At 62.6% G+C, this 15,271-nt stretch carries 21 protein-coding genes; 4 read left to right on the forward strand and 17 right to left on the reverse strand.

Annotated elements, in window-relative coordinates:
• Positions 1-40: 40 nt before the first annotated feature.
• From LY631_RS16830 to LY631_RS16870, 9 genes are all read right to left on the reverse strand, one after another.
• Positions 41-931 (reverse strand): S49 family peptidase, encoded by an 891-nt coding sequence (locus LY631_RS16830; protein WP_274426756.1) that lies wholly within the window; start codon positions 929-931, stop codon positions 41-43.
• Entirely contained in the window at positions 928-2,670 is a 1,743-nt protein-coding gene (locus tag LY631_RS16835) for a phage portal protein (RefSeq protein WP_274426757.1), read from the reverse strand. The genes LY631_RS16830 and LY631_RS16835 overlap by 4 nt, the downstream gene beginning before the upstream one ends.
• Positions 2,667-2,903: a gpW family head-tail joining protein gene (gene gpW, locus LY631_RS16840; RefSeq protein WP_274426758.1), complete on the reverse strand. Its 237-nt coding sequence runs from the start codon at positions 2,901-2,903 to the stop codon at positions 2,667-2,669. Before gpW ends, LY631_RS16835 begins: the two co-directional genes overlap by 4 nt.
• A gap of 7 nt (positions 2,904-2,910) precedes the next feature.
• The gene (locus LY631_RS16845) at positions 2,911-4,944 is read right to left on the reverse strand and encodes a phage terminase large subunit family protein (RefSeq protein ID WP_274426759.1); all 2,034 of its coding nucleotides are present in this window, start codon (positions 4,942-4,944) and stop codon (positions 2,911-2,913) included.
• Positions 4,941-5,579, reverse strand: coding sequence for a hypothetical protein (locus tag LY631_RS16850; RefSeq protein WP_274426760.1), 639 nt, complete (start codon positions 5,577-5,579; stop codon positions 4,941-4,943). Before LY631_RS16850 ends, LY631_RS16845 begins: the two co-directional genes overlap by 4 nt.
• Positions 5,580-5,727: 148 nt before the next feature.
• The gene (locus LY631_RS16855) at positions 5,728-6,492 is read right to left on the reverse strand and encodes a hypothetical protein (RefSeq protein ID WP_274426761.1); all 765 of its coding nucleotides are present in this window, start codon (positions 6,490-6,492) and stop codon (positions 5,728-5,730) included.
• Positions 6,476-6,790, reverse strand: coding sequence for a hypothetical protein (locus tag LY631_RS16860; protein ID WP_274426762.1), 315 nt, complete (start codon positions 6,788-6,790; stop codon positions 6,476-6,478). Before LY631_RS16860 ends, LY631_RS16855 begins: the two co-directional genes overlap by 17 nt.
• Positions 6,791-6,973: 183 nt before the next feature.
• On the reverse strand, positions 6,974-7,621 hold the full coding sequence (nusG, locus tag LY631_RS16865) for a transcription termination/antitermination protein NusG (protein WP_274426763.1): 648 nt from the start codon (positions 7,619-7,621) through the stop codon (positions 6,974-6,976).
• Positions 7,622-7,626: 5 nt separating this feature from the next.
• Positions 7,627-8,841 carry a helix-turn-helix domain-containing protein gene (locus LY631_RS16870; protein ID WP_274426764.1) on the reverse strand — a complete coding sequence of 405 codons (1,215 nt, stop codon included), beginning with the start codon at positions 8,839-8,841 and terminating at the stop codon, positions 7,627-7,629.
• Between the two features lie 164 nt (positions 8,842-9,005).
• Between LY631_RS16870 and LY631_RS20525 the strand changes: the two genes are divergently transcribed.
• Entirely contained in the window at positions 9,006-9,464 is a 459-nt protein-coding gene (locus LY631_RS20525; RefSeq protein ID WP_445082903.1) for a DUF982 domain-containing protein, read from the forward strand.
• Positions 9,362-9,616 (forward strand): DUF982 domain-containing protein, encoded by a 255-nt coding sequence (locus LY631_RS16875; RefSeq protein WP_274426765.1) that lies wholly within the window; start codon positions 9,362-9,364, stop codon positions 9,614-9,616. The genes LY631_RS20525 and LY631_RS16875 overlap by 103 nt, the downstream gene beginning before the upstream one ends.
• A gap of 2 nt (positions 9,617-9,618) precedes the next feature.
• On the opposite strand, the gene LY631_RS16880 is transcribed toward LY631_RS16875, so the two are convergent.
• The 5 genes from LY631_RS16880 to LY631_RS16900 are packed head-to-tail and all read right to left on the reverse strand — an operon-like array spanning position 9,619 to position 11,353.
• Positions 9,619-10,167 carry a hypothetical protein gene (locus tag LY631_RS16880; RefSeq protein WP_274426766.1) on the reverse strand — a complete coding sequence of 183 codons (549 nt, stop codon included), beginning with the start codon at positions 10,165-10,167 and terminating at the stop codon, positions 9,619-9,621.
• Positions 10,164-10,442: a hypothetical protein gene (locus LY631_RS16885; RefSeq protein ID WP_274426767.1), complete on the reverse strand. Its 279-nt coding sequence runs from the start codon at positions 10,440-10,442 to the stop codon at positions 10,164-10,166. The genes LY631_RS16880 and LY631_RS16885 overlap by 4 nt, the downstream gene beginning before the upstream one ends.
• Complete coding sequence (locus tag LY631_RS16890) at positions 10,439-10,744, reverse strand: hypothetical protein (RefSeq protein WP_274426768.1); 306 nt, start codon at positions 10,742-10,744, stop codon at positions 10,439-10,441. Before LY631_RS16890 ends, LY631_RS16885 begins: the two co-directional genes overlap by 4 nt.
• Positions 10,741-11,073, reverse strand: coding sequence for a hypothetical protein (locus LY631_RS16895; protein ID WP_274426769.1), 333 nt, complete (start codon positions 11,071-11,073; stop codon positions 10,741-10,743). The genes LY631_RS16890 and LY631_RS16895 overlap by 4 nt, the downstream gene beginning before the upstream one ends.
• A complete protein-coding gene (locus LY631_RS16900; protein WP_274426770.1) occupies positions 11,066-11,353 on the reverse strand; it encodes a hypothetical protein in 288 nt (95 codons plus the stop codon). The genes LY631_RS16895 and LY631_RS16900 overlap by 8 nt, the downstream gene beginning before the upstream one ends.
• Positions 11,354-11,424: 71 nt before the next feature.
• Between LY631_RS16900 and LY631_RS16905 the strand changes: the two genes are divergently transcribed.
• Together LY631_RS16905 and LY631_RS16910 are read left to right on the forward strand one after the other, a co-directional pair.
• Positions 11,425-12,456: a hypothetical protein gene (locus tag LY631_RS16905; RefSeq protein WP_274426771.1), complete on the forward strand. Its 1,032-nt coding sequence runs from the start codon at positions 11,425-11,427 to the stop codon at positions 12,454-12,456.
• A 102-nt stretch (positions 12,457-12,558) separates the two neighbouring features.
• Positions 12,559-13,224, forward strand: coding sequence for a hypothetical protein (locus LY631_RS16910; protein WP_274426772.1), 666 nt, complete (start codon positions 12,559-12,561; stop codon positions 13,222-13,224).
• A 14-nt stretch (positions 13,225-13,238) separates the two neighbouring features.
• Here LY631_RS16910 and LY631_RS16915 read toward each other — a convergent pair whose 3' ends face one another.
• The 3 genes from LY631_RS16915 to LY631_RS16925 form a co-directional block, all read right to left on the reverse strand.
• Positions 13,239-14,366, reverse strand: coding sequence for an MT-A70 family methyltransferase (locus tag LY631_RS16915; protein WP_274426773.1), 1,128 nt, complete (start codon positions 14,364-14,366; stop codon positions 13,239-13,241).
• Positions 14,367-14,368: 2 nt separating this feature from the next.
• Positions 14,369-14,635, reverse strand: a complete 267-nt coding sequence (locus LY631_RS16920; RefSeq protein WP_274426907.1) for a DUF2312 domain-containing protein — start codon at positions 14,633-14,635, stop codon at positions 14,369-14,371.
• A gap of 246 nt (positions 14,636-14,881) precedes the next feature.
• The gene (locus LY631_RS16925; protein ID WP_274426774.1) at positions 14,882-15,220 is read right to left on the reverse strand and encodes a hypothetical protein; all 339 of its coding nucleotides are present in this window, start codon (positions 15,218-15,220) and stop codon (positions 14,882-14,884) included.
• Positions 15,221-15,271: the final 51 nt, after the last annotated feature.

The raw sequence follows: 15,271 nt of genomic DNA on the forward strand, positions 1-15,271 counted from the left end.
TCTCTCCTTTTGCTGGGTTGTCCTGAGCCTGTCAGAAGGATCAGTCTTTTCGGCCAAGCTCTTCCTGGAAGGCGGCAAGCACCTGGCTCGGCCGCGCAACAACGTCGGCAACGCCGGCGTCAACGGCGGCCTGTCCTCGGAAGACATCTGCTTCCGTCGCCAGCGCCGCATCTTTGGTCAACCGCGCGCCGCGATATCGAGCGACGGTCTCGGCGAACTCGACCCGGATCGCCTCCAGGTCGGCGAGTTCGCGCTCCAACACATCCTCGGGAAGCGGCTCGTAAGGGTTCAGATCAGCCTTGTGCGCACCGGCCTTAAGGATGGTGACGGCAAGCCCTTCTTTCGCCAGCCATTTGCTCATGTCGACGTGAAGCGAGATCACGCCGATCGAGCCGGCATAGCCATTGACCGGAATAACGATCTGGCGTGCCGCGGAAGCAAGAAGGTAACCCGCGGAGCATGCGTGGTCCGTGAGGACGGCAATGGTGGGCTTGGCCTGGGAAAGCTCGAAGAGCCGCTCAGCGCAATCGAATGCCCCTGTTACTTCGCCGCCGAAGGAATCGATTTCGAGAATGACGCCGCTTACGGAACTGTCGTCAATGACAGCGTTCACTTGGGTGATAATGCCCTCATAGGTGGTTTGGCCCGAGGACTTCCCGATCCACTTGCCCTTGTTGATGAGGGAGCCTTCGATTTCGATGATGGCAATATTGCCATACCGGGTGGGCTGGTAGTAGCGGTCGCCTGCCTCGCGCCACTGCCCCATGTCATCGCCAACAAGCCCCATCCGTTCGCCGCCGCGGACGTCAATCTGCGCCTCCGGAAACCCGAGTACGCGCGGACCGAAGGCGCGGGCGATGATGTCGCCCTTCGCCTCGTGCAGCATGAGTGGCGTGTTGAACATGCGCGCGGCGATTTCGGGGTAACTCATGCCGCTCTCCTGCGAATGGACGGGATGCCGAGCGGGTGACGGCGGGCGGATTTGTCCTCGCCGCCGTTAACCTCTTCCTCGATCTCATCGTCTGGATCTTTGGTTTGCGTGACCGTGGTGCTTTGTGTGCGCGCTTCCGGCCGTCCAGCATCCGGATCAAGTCCCAGCTTTTGGTAGAAATCGCGCTCGCGCTTGCGCTGCATGGCGTCGAGCTTCCAATCGCGACCCTGCTCCGACGCTTCCTGCTGAAGTGTCGTAAGGTTCGACGCCAACCGCTCACCCGCCGCTTGTGCTTCGCGCATCGGATCGATCCATCCACGCCCCGGACCGATCCATTCCGCATGACACCAGGCGGCGGGATTTTCCTCGAACGGAACCGCGCCGGCGGGAAGATCGATCAGACCCCTGTCGAAAACCTCTTCAAGCCACGCACGGTAGATCGGTCCCATGAACTGGCTGGCGATGTTCGTTTTCTTGCTTGTGAGGCCGCGCCATATCTCTAGAAGCGCTGCCCGGGCGGAGGAATAGTTTACCTTCGACCAGTCCATGGAAAGCTGCTCGTAGGTGAGCCCGACAGCGCTGGCGATCTTGCGCAGGGCGGCATTCACGAAGACATCGAAGTTCGCGTTCGGATGCTCCGGCCGCGTGAACTTGGCCTGCTCGCCGGGCTGAAGCGTGTTGACGCGCGCACCCGGCAGATCGATCGGGGCGGCGCCGTAATAGGCTTTCTGCGCTTCGGCGATCGCGCCATACATACCGGCCACACCCGACTGCCCATCTACGCCAAGCGAGTCCATCAGCTCGTCTGGATCGAACGGCGTCTCGATGAAGGCGGCCATGGAGGCATTGAGGAGGGCCGCCTGGACCTCGAAATCCTCATAATCCGTGTACTGCTTGATGGAGCGGATGACGGGAGCCCAATCGGAGACGCCGCGCGTCATGCCCGCGCGCTTCTGCTCGAAGGCATGGACCACGATAGGGCGCCCCCATTCGGTCTCGCGCTCCACGAAATCCCATTGCCACGTTTTCCCCTGTCCGAGAAACACATCGCCGGGGTGGTACTTCCGGAAATAATACCCCGTTGCCGCGCCGTATTCGTTGATCTCGACGCCGTCGCGCAGGGTCACATCATCGGCGCGGCCGAGCGGATTAGAACATCGCGCGGGATCGACGATCTGCACGGCGGTCTGAAAGCTTGGGGCATCTTCCTGCCAGACGAGCAGCCCGAACGCCTCGCCGTCAGGACCGAAGCGGTGGCGGGCCGCCAGGCCGAGAACGCCGGCCATAGTCTTGGAGCGCTCGGCATCGCACCACTTGTCGACGTCCTGGGTGTAATCTCGCCAGAGCGCCTCGATCTGGTCGGCAACCTCTTCCGCCTCATCATAGGTCATGTTGAGGGAGCGGAAGTTCGGCCGGGCCGAGAGCGTCCAGCCCGAGCCGACGATGTTGTCGACCAGGCGCGACACGCCGGCGGACGACCAGCCGTCATTCCGAGCCGCATCGTTCAGCCGATCGACAAGCTCACTACGGTCCCCGCGGAGCGCGGACTGCCCGGAGTAGGATCCCGGCCGCCACTTCGCCAGTGAAGGATTGTCGAAGCCTGCCCCCTGATAGGCGGTCGAAGCCATCATACGGTTGCGCGCGGCCTGGAGCCTGGCGGCATTGCGAACATTGGCCGGCAGTGGCCGACTGTCAGGTCCGTAGAGCGTCGGCCCGTTGCTGGTGACAGTGGGGTTCATCCGAAGATCACTCCACGGCTGCGGGCACGGGCGCTCTTGCGCTGGCCAAGTTTGGCCTCGAGGTCGCGGATGAACTGGCGCAGTGAGCCGATGCTCGACGCACGAAACGAAACGCTCTCGCCCTCATAGGTGACGCTCGCGGTCATGGCGCCGGTTTCCAGTTTGAAGAGGGCGTCCCGCGCCTTCTCCAGCTGCGCCTCCAATTTGGCGCGCTGCTCGGGTGTAAGAGCCATAATCATCCTATCGGTTGCGTTGGCGTGCGCGTTCGGCCCGCGCGAGAGCAGCGGCCACAAGCGCGTTCTCCGCGCTCTTCTCCGCAGGTTTTGCGGCCGGTGCGTCCGGTACCGGCGTGATCAAGTCCTCGAGATCGGCCTGGGCGGGCTTCTCCATCTTCGCCAGGCGCTCGGCGATCATGTCCCATTCCTCGTCCGTCCAGTACGTGACACCGAGGCGGATGGCGCCGGCATGCGCCTGGTTCATCATGTCGAGCGCTTCATTGCGCTGGCCGCCGGGGAGCTTCCACACATAGCGTGAATGGCCGGTGCGCGTGCGCTCGGCCACGCGGATCTCGGACGTCACCTGCTGGTAGAAGTCATCGCCGAGGCCGATCGCGAAACGGATGTAGCCGGTCTGCTCGGGATCGGTTTTCTTCATGTCGCGGTAGAGCCCGATCTTCATGATCGAAGCGTTGAAGTTGAAGAAGCGCGAGGCCCACTTCTGTTTCTTCGGCTTGCCCTTGCGGTCGAACTCGCGCACCTGGCTGAGCATGCGCGCGGTATCTTTGTTGTCGCCGCGCACCATGATGACGCGCGATTTCGGGTGCTTGCGGACCCAGCCCCAAACGTCTTCGGTGTATGCATTACCGTCGACCGCCACGATGTCGGCCGAGCGGCGGTTGCCCCATTCGTCGGGCCATGTGCGCATCACAAGGCGGTCGAGTCCGGCGCGGACTTCCGGCTCGGAGATGTGGCCGGAATGGACCTTGTAGCCGGGCATGTGGCTGCCGGCGCGGTTATCGATCACGCCGCAGTCTATGACTGCGCGGTAGCGCCTGCGACCATAGCCGACCAGCTGCCACTCGACGCGGTCGCCCTGCACGTCGATGCCCATCGACAAGGCCAGCGCTTCGGCCGGAATGATGCCCCGCTGAAACCCGGTCTCCTCGGCGCGGTCGCGCAGGTCCTCCCAGCCGATTGCCTTGTTGTCGGCCTCATAGGGCAGGCCCAGCCAGTCGTTGTAGAAGACCTGCTCGGCGCCGGCGCCCTTTTCCTTATCGTCGGGTCCGCCGGTCTGGACCTTCAGCCACGCGCGCGCCAGCGCCTCCCACGACTCAAGCGGAGAATAGGCGACCCAGATGTGGAACGAACGGTTGTAGCGGGCCCGCTCAGGATATTTCGCGACCCACTTCGCGCCATTCTCCGGGGCCACCATCCAGGCGCGGTGATGCTCGTCGATCTCGCAGCCGCAATGGATGCAGACGAAGTGTGCCTTCTCCGGGTGCTCGGGATCGATGTGATCCCGCATGTTCTCCCAGCGCAGTTCCTGAAGCTCATGGCAGTGCGGGCAGGGGACATGATAGGTCTCCTGCGTACCGGCATGATAATTCGTCGTGATGCGGCAGCCCGGCGAAATCAGAGCCGTCGAGATCTTGAACGCCTTGCGGTTGAAGAAGGCTTTCGAGCGGCTGTCGGACTGTGTCTCGGGGTCACCCGCCTCGTTCATAGACCACTTGGCCAAGTCGTCCTGGACCTGCTTGCGCGGCGAGATCATGGACAGCCCTGCCGGCGAGTTCGCCCCGGCCGCCTGGATCGCGCCGCGCCCGTCGACCCGTTCCTTGTAGAGAATTGAGTTTCCGCCGTCGCGGCTCGATTCGGAGAAGAGCGCGCGGATCGCGTCCGTTTCGCGCACGAGCGGCATCAGCTTGGTTTTCGACCAGCGGGCCGCGTTCTCCTCGGTCGGGTGGACGTAGAGGAAATCGCACGGGTCCATATCCAGGGTCCCGAGCGTGAAGATGTTCGCCAGAATCGTGCCGCCAACCTGCGCCGATTTGCGCAAGGTGACGATGCTGCACGGATCATCGGGCGAAAGGGCTTTCAGGATCTCCGAGAAGAACGGAAACAACGCCTCATTGTAGGGGCCTGGAAACGCGGAGATGCGCTCCGAGAACACGATGTTGCGCCTGGCCCAGTCGAGATAATCGACGGGCGGCGGTGGCTCCGCGGCATCGGCCAGGGCCTCGAAGGCGAGCCGCCGCGGATTGAAGAGCATCGTCATGACGCGTCCCTCATCTCCGTGCCGCCATCGTCGGCCACCATGGGCTGTACGGCCTCGGCCTGGACGCGGAAGCTCTGCGCCGCCTTGGTCCGGATATCGCGGAAGGCTTTCTGCAGCACCTGGTGCGCGTCCCTTTCCGAGATGCCGAATTCGGCAGCGAGCGCGTTCGCCAGATCGCGCAGGCCCTGATCCATGACCTTGAAGGCTTCCCCGACCGCGCGGCCCATCTCGCGCCGCGCATCTTCGGCCAGCATGTAGCGACCGGCCTCCAGCGCTTCCGCGCGCTCGGCCTGCGCCGTCTTGAGGCGCATCTGCTTCAACCGCTCGGCCGCGAGGTCATCGTGGACAGGCTCGGCCGCCGCCGGCGCAAGCGGCAGCGCCTCGCTTTCCCTGCGCGTCTTCACGCTGCGCAGGACCGCACCGTTGGCGCCAAGGCGCTGCGAAGGCTCCAGCGTCTTGTTGAGCTGGGCGCGCGCGACATCCGGCACGATCTTCGCCGAGCGCCCGTTACCCACGAGCGCCTCACCGTAGATCTTTCCCTCGCCGATATACTGCGACACACGTCCAGGCGACACGCCGATCAGCTCCGCGAAGTCGCCCTTCGTCATCGTCTCGACTTTAGCCGTTCCGCTCATCTTTAGGCTTTGACTTTAGGCTTCAATAAATCGCTCAGACTGCCGACAACCCGCGGTCCGAATTACTCGCTGGGCGAGGTGGTGCAGGAAGGACCCGCGAAGCGGAGGGGGCGCACCCCCGCTCTTGGGCCAGCACGGGCTAGCCGAGTCAGCGGTTCGGCTTGCGCAAGATCATCGCGGCCGATCGTCTGAAGTTGATTGGCAGCCGCGCTCGTGTGGTCTGCTGCGCCCATCGCTTCCAGTCGAACACGTCGGCATAGTTCGGAACACGAGGCACGAACACGAAGACGGGTGATATCTTCCCTTTCCGGTCGCGCTGCCAGATACCCCGGGGCAGGCTTGTTGGACGAACATTTCCAAGGCGGGGGGCGTTCTTCCCATAAGAAACGAAGTAGCGAGCCGCCCCGCGCCGCCTTTTCGTCGAACGCGATCGCTTGCTCTCGTTTCCCGTCCCGTTGGTCCCCAGCTGCAGTTGGGCGATGATCTTGGCATATGTGCCGCGCGGTACGTTGCCATAGCGGTCGAGCTTCAGGGCCTTCCCGGGCATGGCATATTCGTTCGCGCCCATGATGCTTTGATGGATCAACCGCTTCTCCCAACGAGTGTGCGGCCTCGGTCCGCCTCGGATGTTGGTTAGAAGATACTTGCCCGCCGGCGTGCCCTTCGGTGCGAAATCCTTGAAGTAGACCTCGGCAACCAGCTCTCGCTTCTTCGCCGGCTTCACGAAGGCGGCATTGACCGTCCAGCGTTTCGGGCGATCGAAGACGCGCTTGATCCACTTCTCTGAATTCTTCTCGACGTCCTTCGCCGTCCACGTCAGAGCACGCGCCGCGGCGAAAGGCAGGTCGCGCCCGAGGTCTCGTGCCAGCCGCGACTCGAACTCCCGCCGGTTATAATCAACCGATATCTTCAACGCTCTCAATCCACGCGACAAGCAGGTGAGAATGGCCCAACATCAGCGTGGCGACATACTCGTGCCGGCCATCCCTGATAACGAACCGATCGCCTTCCCAGTATCCGTTGGGGCAGGGCCAGGGCTGTTTGCTTCCGAGCTGCAGGCGCTTTTGATAGGCCCGATCCACATCGCCGATGGCCATACGTGCACGGCAGGCGAGAATAACGTTCTCCACCTTCACATATCCGGTGCGGACGATCGAGCCGGCGGGGACCGCGATGCCGCGGTCCATCGCCAGCGTAAGCGGCTGGTTCACGAAGAAGCTCTCAGTGTCTCGACAATAATCGCCAATCGCGGCGAAGCGGATCGGCTCTTGCCTGAATGCTTCGCCTGGGTCTGGCCTACGCTCGCCGTGGGGCTTCTGCCCTCTCGTGCATCATCCTGTGATGCGCCTCAAACGGTGCGATAAGGATCACCAGGTCGTCCTAGGTGAAAATGGCTAGTCGAATTTCTCGATTTGCGCAAGCGTGAGTTCCACCGGAACCTCGCGCCCGAACAGCGATGCAAGCACGCGCACTCCGCGAGAAGCGGCATAGCCCTCCAACACGCCGGTGAAATCGGCGAAAGGTCCGTCCTTGACCCGGACGGTCTCACCGATTCTGTAAGGCCGCGCGTTCTTCTTCTGATCGAACACACCGGCCTTCACCAACCCCATGAGTTTGTTCATCGTTTCATCGCTGATTGGGAAGGGGCCGCTCCCGCCGCCGAGGACGGCGCGAACCCCTTTGATCCCGAGTAACCCATGCCACGCTTCCGCGCTCGGCACCGCTCTCACGAACACATAGCTGCGAAACACAGGTCGATGGGCGGCCCGCTTCTTCTTGCTGTGGAAAACAGTGCGCCATACGGTCTTAACAGGCGCCCAGGCCTCTAATCCCGAATCGTCCAGCTCCGCGACCACCTCGCGTTCAGGGCGATGAGCAACGCGGAGAACGAACCACCGGCGATCGTACTCCGCGCCCGCCGCAGCCTTCAGAAACCGTTCGTGCATCTTGCGCTTCTCGTCCGCCTTCCGTCCAGCTTCCAGCGCCCGATCGATGCTGATCGGTTCGGCCTCATTCAGCTGCTTTGCGCGCGTCGCCATCATTCGCCTCATCCTCGCTTGTCGGCCTTTCCGGCCTGTTTCACCGCTTCCTCGAATTCCGCCAGTCCCGCCGGTCCGCCGCGCGGGAAATAGACCACGCGCATGGCGCCGGGATCCGGCACCCATGGCCAGCCCCGCCGCTCGTGCTCCATCCGCCATGCCTCGTAGGTGTCCGAGCCGACAGGCACGGCCTCCATCGTCTGGCAAAGCCGCTCCAGCTCCGGCGCCACATGCACGCCCTTCCTGTCGAGCGCCCACTGATGCATGGTGTTGATCTCCGGCCAGCCGGATTTCGCCTGCTGTTCGCGCCGGATATCGGCCTCGCTTGCCTGCCCGGTCTCGACCATGCGGCTTTGGAAGGCCGTCATCGGCCCCGGTGTCCGTGACGGTCCGTGCAAGAGCCGCTTCATCCGCGCGACTTGCCAGAGCGGCCCGAAGGGCTTGGCCTCCAGCGCTGCCGGTTTTTCCTCTTCCGGCTCCGGAACGTCAGCCCAGAGCCGCTCCCGGAAGTAGGTCGAAGGCGCCGGCGTGTGGCTCTTGCGCTGGGCCTTCAGCAGCTTCAGCCACTCGGGCAGCTTGCGCTCGGCCTCCGCCCGATCTTCCGCCGAAAGCGCAAACCACGCAGCCTTGGCCGGTTCTTTCGGCATCCCGGCAAAGCCCGGCCAATCCTTCACCAGCCGCCAAAAGGATTTCTCCACGGCTTTCGGGTCTTCCGGTTGGCTGTCTTCCCGCTCGCTCTCGCGCGCATCTCTCTCAATGGAGGGATCAAGGGAGGGGTCTGGAGGGGTTGTATGACATGCATTGTCACCCTTAGGTGTCTCAGCTGTCACCCTATCGGTGTCGCCCCTGTCACCCTTAGGCGCCTCATCTAAGGGTGACACCGTGTCACCCTTAGCGCCAGCGGCCACGCGCTCCGCATAGGCATCCCACCCGTCTTTCGAAATCGCGGCCAGGACGTCCAGAACGAGGGCATATTCGTTCGTCGAGCGGCGTCCCTTGCCGCCCTCGCGAACGATCTTCAAGAGCCCGATATCGACGAACGCGCGTATCTCCCGCTGCACCTGGCGGCTGCTGCACTGCGCCGCGCGCGCCACGGTGGCGACGGCAGGGAAAATACGGCTGCCGTCATCTTCACAAGCGTCGATCAGCTTCAGAAGCACGAGCTTACGAATGCAGGTTCCCATGTCGGCGCGGAAGCCGGTCCCGAGCAGAAATGCGCTCATACCACCACCTCCCGCTGGAGGAGGGTTCGCCGGGCGAATGGCACATGGGCAGCCGACGAATGCTTCGCTCTCGTGGGAACTGTTTGCGCCCGAGCGCATTGAAGGCCCGCCGGTGCACTCGCGCCGTAAAAACGAATAACAATATCCAAGCGGGTAGAACCCCTATGAATGACAAGCCATTTCCGCGGAGCGTCCGCGTCACGCTCCCAGGATCCACATGGACTGTTTCTTCGGCGTACCAGGCCCTTGAGTGCTTGCTCGGGCCGTGGCCCATCACCACGATTCCGGAGTACCGCTCCGCCGTCCGCGCCTGCCGCGATTGTTTGGACGGGCTGCGCACGCCAAAGACGGCTTTCAACGCTTTCAAGAAGGCCTGTCGCGCCACCGAAGGGCTGAATGCCGACACGCGCGTGTCGCCTCAGCCCACGGTAAGCGAACGAGAACAGGAAGCCGAAGAGCTCAATATTTCCGCTCACGCTCATACCGCCGCAACCTCCGTGTCACAGGCGCGTTTACGCGCATGGCAAAAAGGGGATGGAAAAAGCCGCTCGCGGTCCACGCCGGCAGATACGGCCATATCCGCTTCACGGTCGGCTCCGCTGTCCGCGCCGCCGAAATCCTGATCGATCATTGGCCCGAGCGCGCGAAGCAAGGGCCGGAATACACCGAAGCGTGCCGCGTCTGCCTCGCCTGCCTGAGCGGCGAGTGCGATGCCGAGGCAGCGCGCAAGGCGTTCGTCGCCGCGGCGATGGAGGCCGATATCTTGGCTGACTGACATCATCCCGCCCTCCGCCATGCTTCAAAATCGGCCCGCAGCTGTTTCCAGCGCTGCGCCGCAGCGCTGCTTTCATTGAGTTCCTTGCGCGAGGTCACACCGAGCACGCTGCGCAGCCTCGAGGCCGCGCGTTCGTCGGTGAGCGGGCGCTCCAGCCCGTGCCGCGCTTCCAGATAGGCCTTGAAGGCCGGGGCATGGCATTTCATGGCCGCCTCGGCGGCATAGTCCTTTGCCTTGCCGCGGTCCTGGGCAGGGGCGCCCCCGTCGCGCAGTGCTGCGATCGCCCGGTCCACAAGGCCGAGCAGGAAATCCACGTGCCGGGGCGCATCGGCCACGAACTCCATTTCTTCGCTGGTCGCGCCCTCAGAGAAGCGCACGATGCAGTTCAGCTCGCCGGCGTCGCCACGCGCCTCGAGCAACATCCCGTCGCTGTCGGCGGCGAGAGACCAGTCGCCAGGCGCTATGGCCGCATACTGGACGCGGATCTTCTGGAGGCGTTGGGCTTCGGTGGCGCGCGCGGTCGCCTGAGGGGAGACCTGTCCAGACGTCACGGCATCCTCCCGTGCTTGGCCATAACCGTGCCAAGCGCCTTCGCTGCGCGTTCCACTTCACGCCGCGCGCGGATTTCCTCCGGCGTGTACTTTGCCTGCTCCAGACGGTCTGCCGCTTCCCCCACACGGCGGCAGGCGCGCATGATCTCGGCCTCGCCCTTGGGTACGCTCAGCTCGGCCATTTCGTGGAGAACCATCTGCTGGATCTGCGGAAGCATGCGCACCGCGATCTCCCGCGCGCGCTCTTCCAACCGAGGGGAAGGCCGCACCGTCACGCCTTGCCCCCTTCAGTTCCTGCGAAGGCCGCGAAGCGCGTGCGGGTTTCCTCAAAAAGGGGGTTCTTGTGCAGCCCATCCGGGCCGCGCGTGGCTTGCCAGGCGGCGCGCCGCACAGCGATGTATTCCAACCCGCGCTCAAATCCGGTGCGCTCGCAGGCCTGCTCAAACACCGGGCGATATTTCATCAGCACCGCGTCCGAGACCGCGAGCAGGAGGCGCGCGCGCTCTTCATCGCTACGCGCCTCGTGTATCTGCCGAATGATGGGGAGCGTCGTGTCGAGAGATTGTTGTACCGTCATGCGCGCCTCACTTTCCGAGCCTGCCGAGTGGATCGGGTTTCACGTTTGTCGCCTTGTGTAACAGCCTGTTCCGAAAGGCTTTTCGCGATATCGCGCAGGTGTACGCGACGGCCTTTGTCGCGCTTCAGAAAGCGATAGGGATCGAGTTCAAAGACGGCGCAGACGAGCAGCAGATTCGCCGCCGAAAGCCGTTTCTCCGTGCACGCACGGGAAAGCATGGCCTTGTCCAGCTCCGGCCAACCCGCGACGGCATCACCGAAGGAAAGCCCCCGGGCGGAAAGCTGCTCACGCACGGCACTGGCGAACGCGGTACGGTCGATCTCAGCCATCCTGCCCCCCATGCGTAAGCGTCACGCCATAATCGGTGGGACAGTGCCCGAGCACGGCCCAAAGCCGCCCCCGCGTCACGGGGCAGTTGAGCCAGCCCATCCAGGCCATATGAAATTCCATATGGGTGACGTCGGCACGTCTGCGCGTTTCGGCCTTGAAAGCCTTCACCGTTTCTGTCCGCCGCCACGGCTCGCCGGAATCGATCACGCGGAACTCAGCGCGGGCGCGCAGGAGGACGCTAAGCATGGCGGGGGAGAAGTCGGGCTTGTTTGCGGTCACAACGCGCCCCCTTGCCACCGGTAATGGACTAGGTAGCTGCAGGCGTGTATTTTCGGGGTAAGGGGATCGGGATGGAAAATGATCGCGAAGAGAAGCCTGTTCGACACTTTTACGAACAGGAGGGATTTTGGTTTGCCGTTGTGGTAGTGGCGGCCGTGGTCGCGCTGCTTGTTGCGTTTGGCGGTCTCGTCCACGTTTTTGGCGGGAAGCCCGGAACCACAATCATCGAACGCGTCGATACGTATTACAAGCTTATGCTGGTCTTGGCCGGCTTTGTTACATTCTCCACGATTGTATGGCGTGGCCTCATCGCTGCACGACAGGCGGAAACTCAGCTTGAATCCACTCGGCTGCAGCGGGAGCAGATTGATCGACTGTCGGAGCAAATCACGGCAACGAAGGAAAACAATCTCGCCCAGCTTCTGCAAAAGGGATCTGAACTGATCGCAGAGAAGTACAACCCAGCGCATGTCACAGCTGGGATTGCAACACTGCGGTTTGTGGCAACAGCGGAAAATGGAAATTTTGCAGTCGAAGCGATGAACTTGCTTGCCGAATACCTGGAGCGCGAATTCGGCTCTGGGCATGGAGGAAAGCTGTTTGCGAGTGCCAATGCAGCCCTCAAAGCTGGTGAGGAAAAGGGGCGTATTGCCGAACGCGATATTGTCTTTAGCTGTGAAGACGAGGAGATAACTGGGTATCCGGATGACCAATCGAATTGGCATCATGTGTACGGTGTGAGGTCGCTTCGGTATTTCTACGGGGATGCCAGCTCCGCGCACCTTTTGCCGGATGGTCGCGGTGCAGCAAACGCTGAATATTGTTACGTAACGATAGGTGGAGGTGAGGTTTCGATAGACGATCGATTTCGGCGGTGCGACTTCTCCCGCGTAAAGGTGGTTCGAGTGGCAGGAGATTCGATCTCCGAAAATAGTTTCAGGCGCTGCGACTTCTCGAACGCTCTGATATATGCAACGAAAATCCCCGACCTCCGGCCGGGAGAAAACTTTTTCAGTCCCTCTGAGCCCCCTCGATGCGGCCAACAGTTGAATTGGCCCGAGTTCCTCTTGGACGCAACACCAACAGAACTCTTCCCATTTTGAAACGGAAGTAATTTGCCCCCCATCGGTGACCCACGCTGCCCTGTGCGGGCACGCGCAAACGGCGCTCGCCAAAGTTGAATAACCCGTGCTATGTAGCCGCTCATGGGTAGGGGCAATGTCATCGTGGCCGTGGCGGCAGGACTGTTTGGTAGTCTGTTCTTCACCGTGCTCGCCAACTTCTATGGTTTTGGAGGTCCATGGTGTAGTGGCGATGAAGTGCTCGCCACATGTCGGAGAGAATGGGTTGGCGCGTTGAGCGGGTGGGTAGCTGCAGTTGCCGCCGGAGGCACAATAGCCGTTCTCATGATGCAACTGCATCAGCAACGAATTCAGACGAAGATCGCCGCCGGGGATGCCGATCCCACGGCCCGCTTTTCGATAATTCCCGGCGACAAAACCGTGACAGAAATGTTTTCGAACCGATTGCGCATTGAGAATTGGAATAAATGCCCGGTTCGCATTAGTAAGATTGCGCTCAAGGACGCTCCGGATTTGGAGCTGCGGAACATAAAGCGCACTGAACATCCGTTTGATGATCGGCAGACTCTGGCTGCGGAAATGGCTTGGGGGGAGGTGGTGATTGACGGTTGGACAGATCGTGGCGGTCCTCCTCCCCATCTGGATTTCGACCTGTTCATCATCAATATTGGTGATGGGAAGTGGACCGGACATCGCGAGCTTTCGCTTGATGTCCGAGCGCAGATTATGGGCGCACGGTACCGCGAGGTGCCACTGACGGTGACCTGTCCTAATGCGCGGTACCTTTGAGCGAATTGAATAATTCATTCCGCCACCTCAAAGCCCCAGGCGTCCCACCCCGGCCGAGGCGTGCGGCAGAAGAGCTCCAGCCGCGGTATGTCGGGATAGAGCCGCTCGATCGTCTCGGCAAAAAAGTCCGGCTTGGCCGAGTGCTTGCCCTTGCGCTCGCGATGGACCGTTTCCGGCTGTGAGCCGGGTAGGGGCGCTGCGATGTCGCCGCGCCGGCCGATCAGCAGCAGCTCGTGCCGGTCACGGCCCCAATAGCCGGAGCCGGCGACTTCCTTGTCCCAGATCCAGTGATGCACATAGGTGAAGCCGCAGGCCTCCATCACGCGAAGCGCATCCGGCAGCATCGGGTTCGTCGCCCAGCAGAAGAAGACAGCAGGAATGTCGCCGCCGATCAGATCGGTCAGCAGCGCGACGATGTCATCGGTCGTCATAGTCGGATAGTGGTTCTCCGCGCTTTTCTCGCGGCCCGTCACTTCCGAGCGAACGCCAAACTTCCAAGGCGGGTCCGCATAATAGACAGGATAGGCGCGATCGAGCTTGCCGGGCGCTGTCGCGGCGCCTTTCTCCGCGATCATGGCCATATGCGCCAGGCGCACCGAGTGTTTGGCCTGCTGATCCTGGGCGCGAAGGTCCTTCGCGACCTTCATAAGTTCGCGCCGATTGCCGGCATCCGGCAGGAAGGCCGTCTTGATCGGCTTGCGGGCAGGGCGACTCTTTCCGTCTCGCCCTTCTACCTCTTCCAACTGCGGAATTTCCGCAGTTGATTCGAGGCGGCGGCGCACAGTTGCCACCGTCTTGTCATCTACCCCAAGCATAGCCGCGATTGCGCGCGAGGAAATTGAAGGCGTGTCTCGCAATTGGCCTTCAATGAGGTCGCGCTTCTGCGCACTCGTGAGGTGCCGGCGGGACACGTTGAGCTCGCGCGCAATCGTCCGCTTCTCCGGATCGCTCAGACCCTTGCGGACGAGGCGTGGCCAGTCGACGAGGCCGAGGCTCTCGCAGATCTGTACGCGGTGATGTCCGTCCAAGATATTGCCAGCGTCATCGTACTCGATCGGTACGAGCACGCCGTGTTCGACAATAGACGCTTCAAGAGCTGCATAGTCTTCCGTGGAGAGCGGCGGCAGGAGCTGATACTTCATCGCTAACTCATCCCCAACGCGGCTTTGTAAAGGTCGAGGATTGCTTCGGCTTCCTGCCGCTCTGCCACGTCCATCTTCCGCAGTTTGACGAGGGTGCGAACGGCCTTGGTATCGAAACCCATGGCCTTGCATTCGGCATAGATTTCCTTGCGGTCGTCCGAGAGGGCGTCGATGTCTTCCTGCACCCGTTCGATACGCTCGATGAAGGCCCGCAGCTGCCCTGCTGCTACCGCCTGCGGACCACTCGCCTCTTCGCTCTCGGAGGCCAGCTTGGCACCGGCACGTTCCCGTGCAGGGCCGCGCGGCGCGTAGGGATCGTACTCGATGTTCGGCTCTCTCTCTTTCCCCTTGGACATCACGTCCCTCCAAGCCATTCGAGCGCATGACGATGGGATACCGTCAGCGCCGCCATCAGCTTCCGCCCGCGCCAGCGATGATCGCCATGATCAGGGCACAGGCGGCGATCAGTGTGCCTACGGCTATCGCCCCTGCCATTGAGTGCGTCGGCTCCCGCTTCATTTCCGCGCCCTCCGTGAGGCTGTCGAAAGGCGGCGGTGTTCGCGCAGGCCGTCGAGGATCTTTGCCACGCGCGCTTCGGCCACGCCGGTCGCCTTGGCGATCGCGGCCGTGTCGGCCTGGCCGGCGCAGGCGAAGACGAGCCGCACCTGTTCGTCCAGTTCGGCGTCACTGGCGGGAGTGCCGCGCTCCTGGCCGACGCGCGCGGCAAAGGCAGCGTCAAAGAGAAGCTGCGCATAGGCGGTGGGCTTGTAGCCTCGCGCCTTCGCACTCTCGTGCAGGCGCTGATAAGTCTTCGGCGGCACCTGGAGCATGACGGGGACGGGGTTTGCCGCCATCAGACCAGCCCTCCCACTACTGCCGCCACACGGTCGCCATCCGGGCAGGCA

Source organism: Chelativorans sp. YIM 93263, from assembly GCF_028767125.1.
Taxonomy (GTDB): Bacteria; Pseudomonadota; Alphaproteobacteria; order Rhizobiales; family Rhizobiaceae; genus Chelativorans.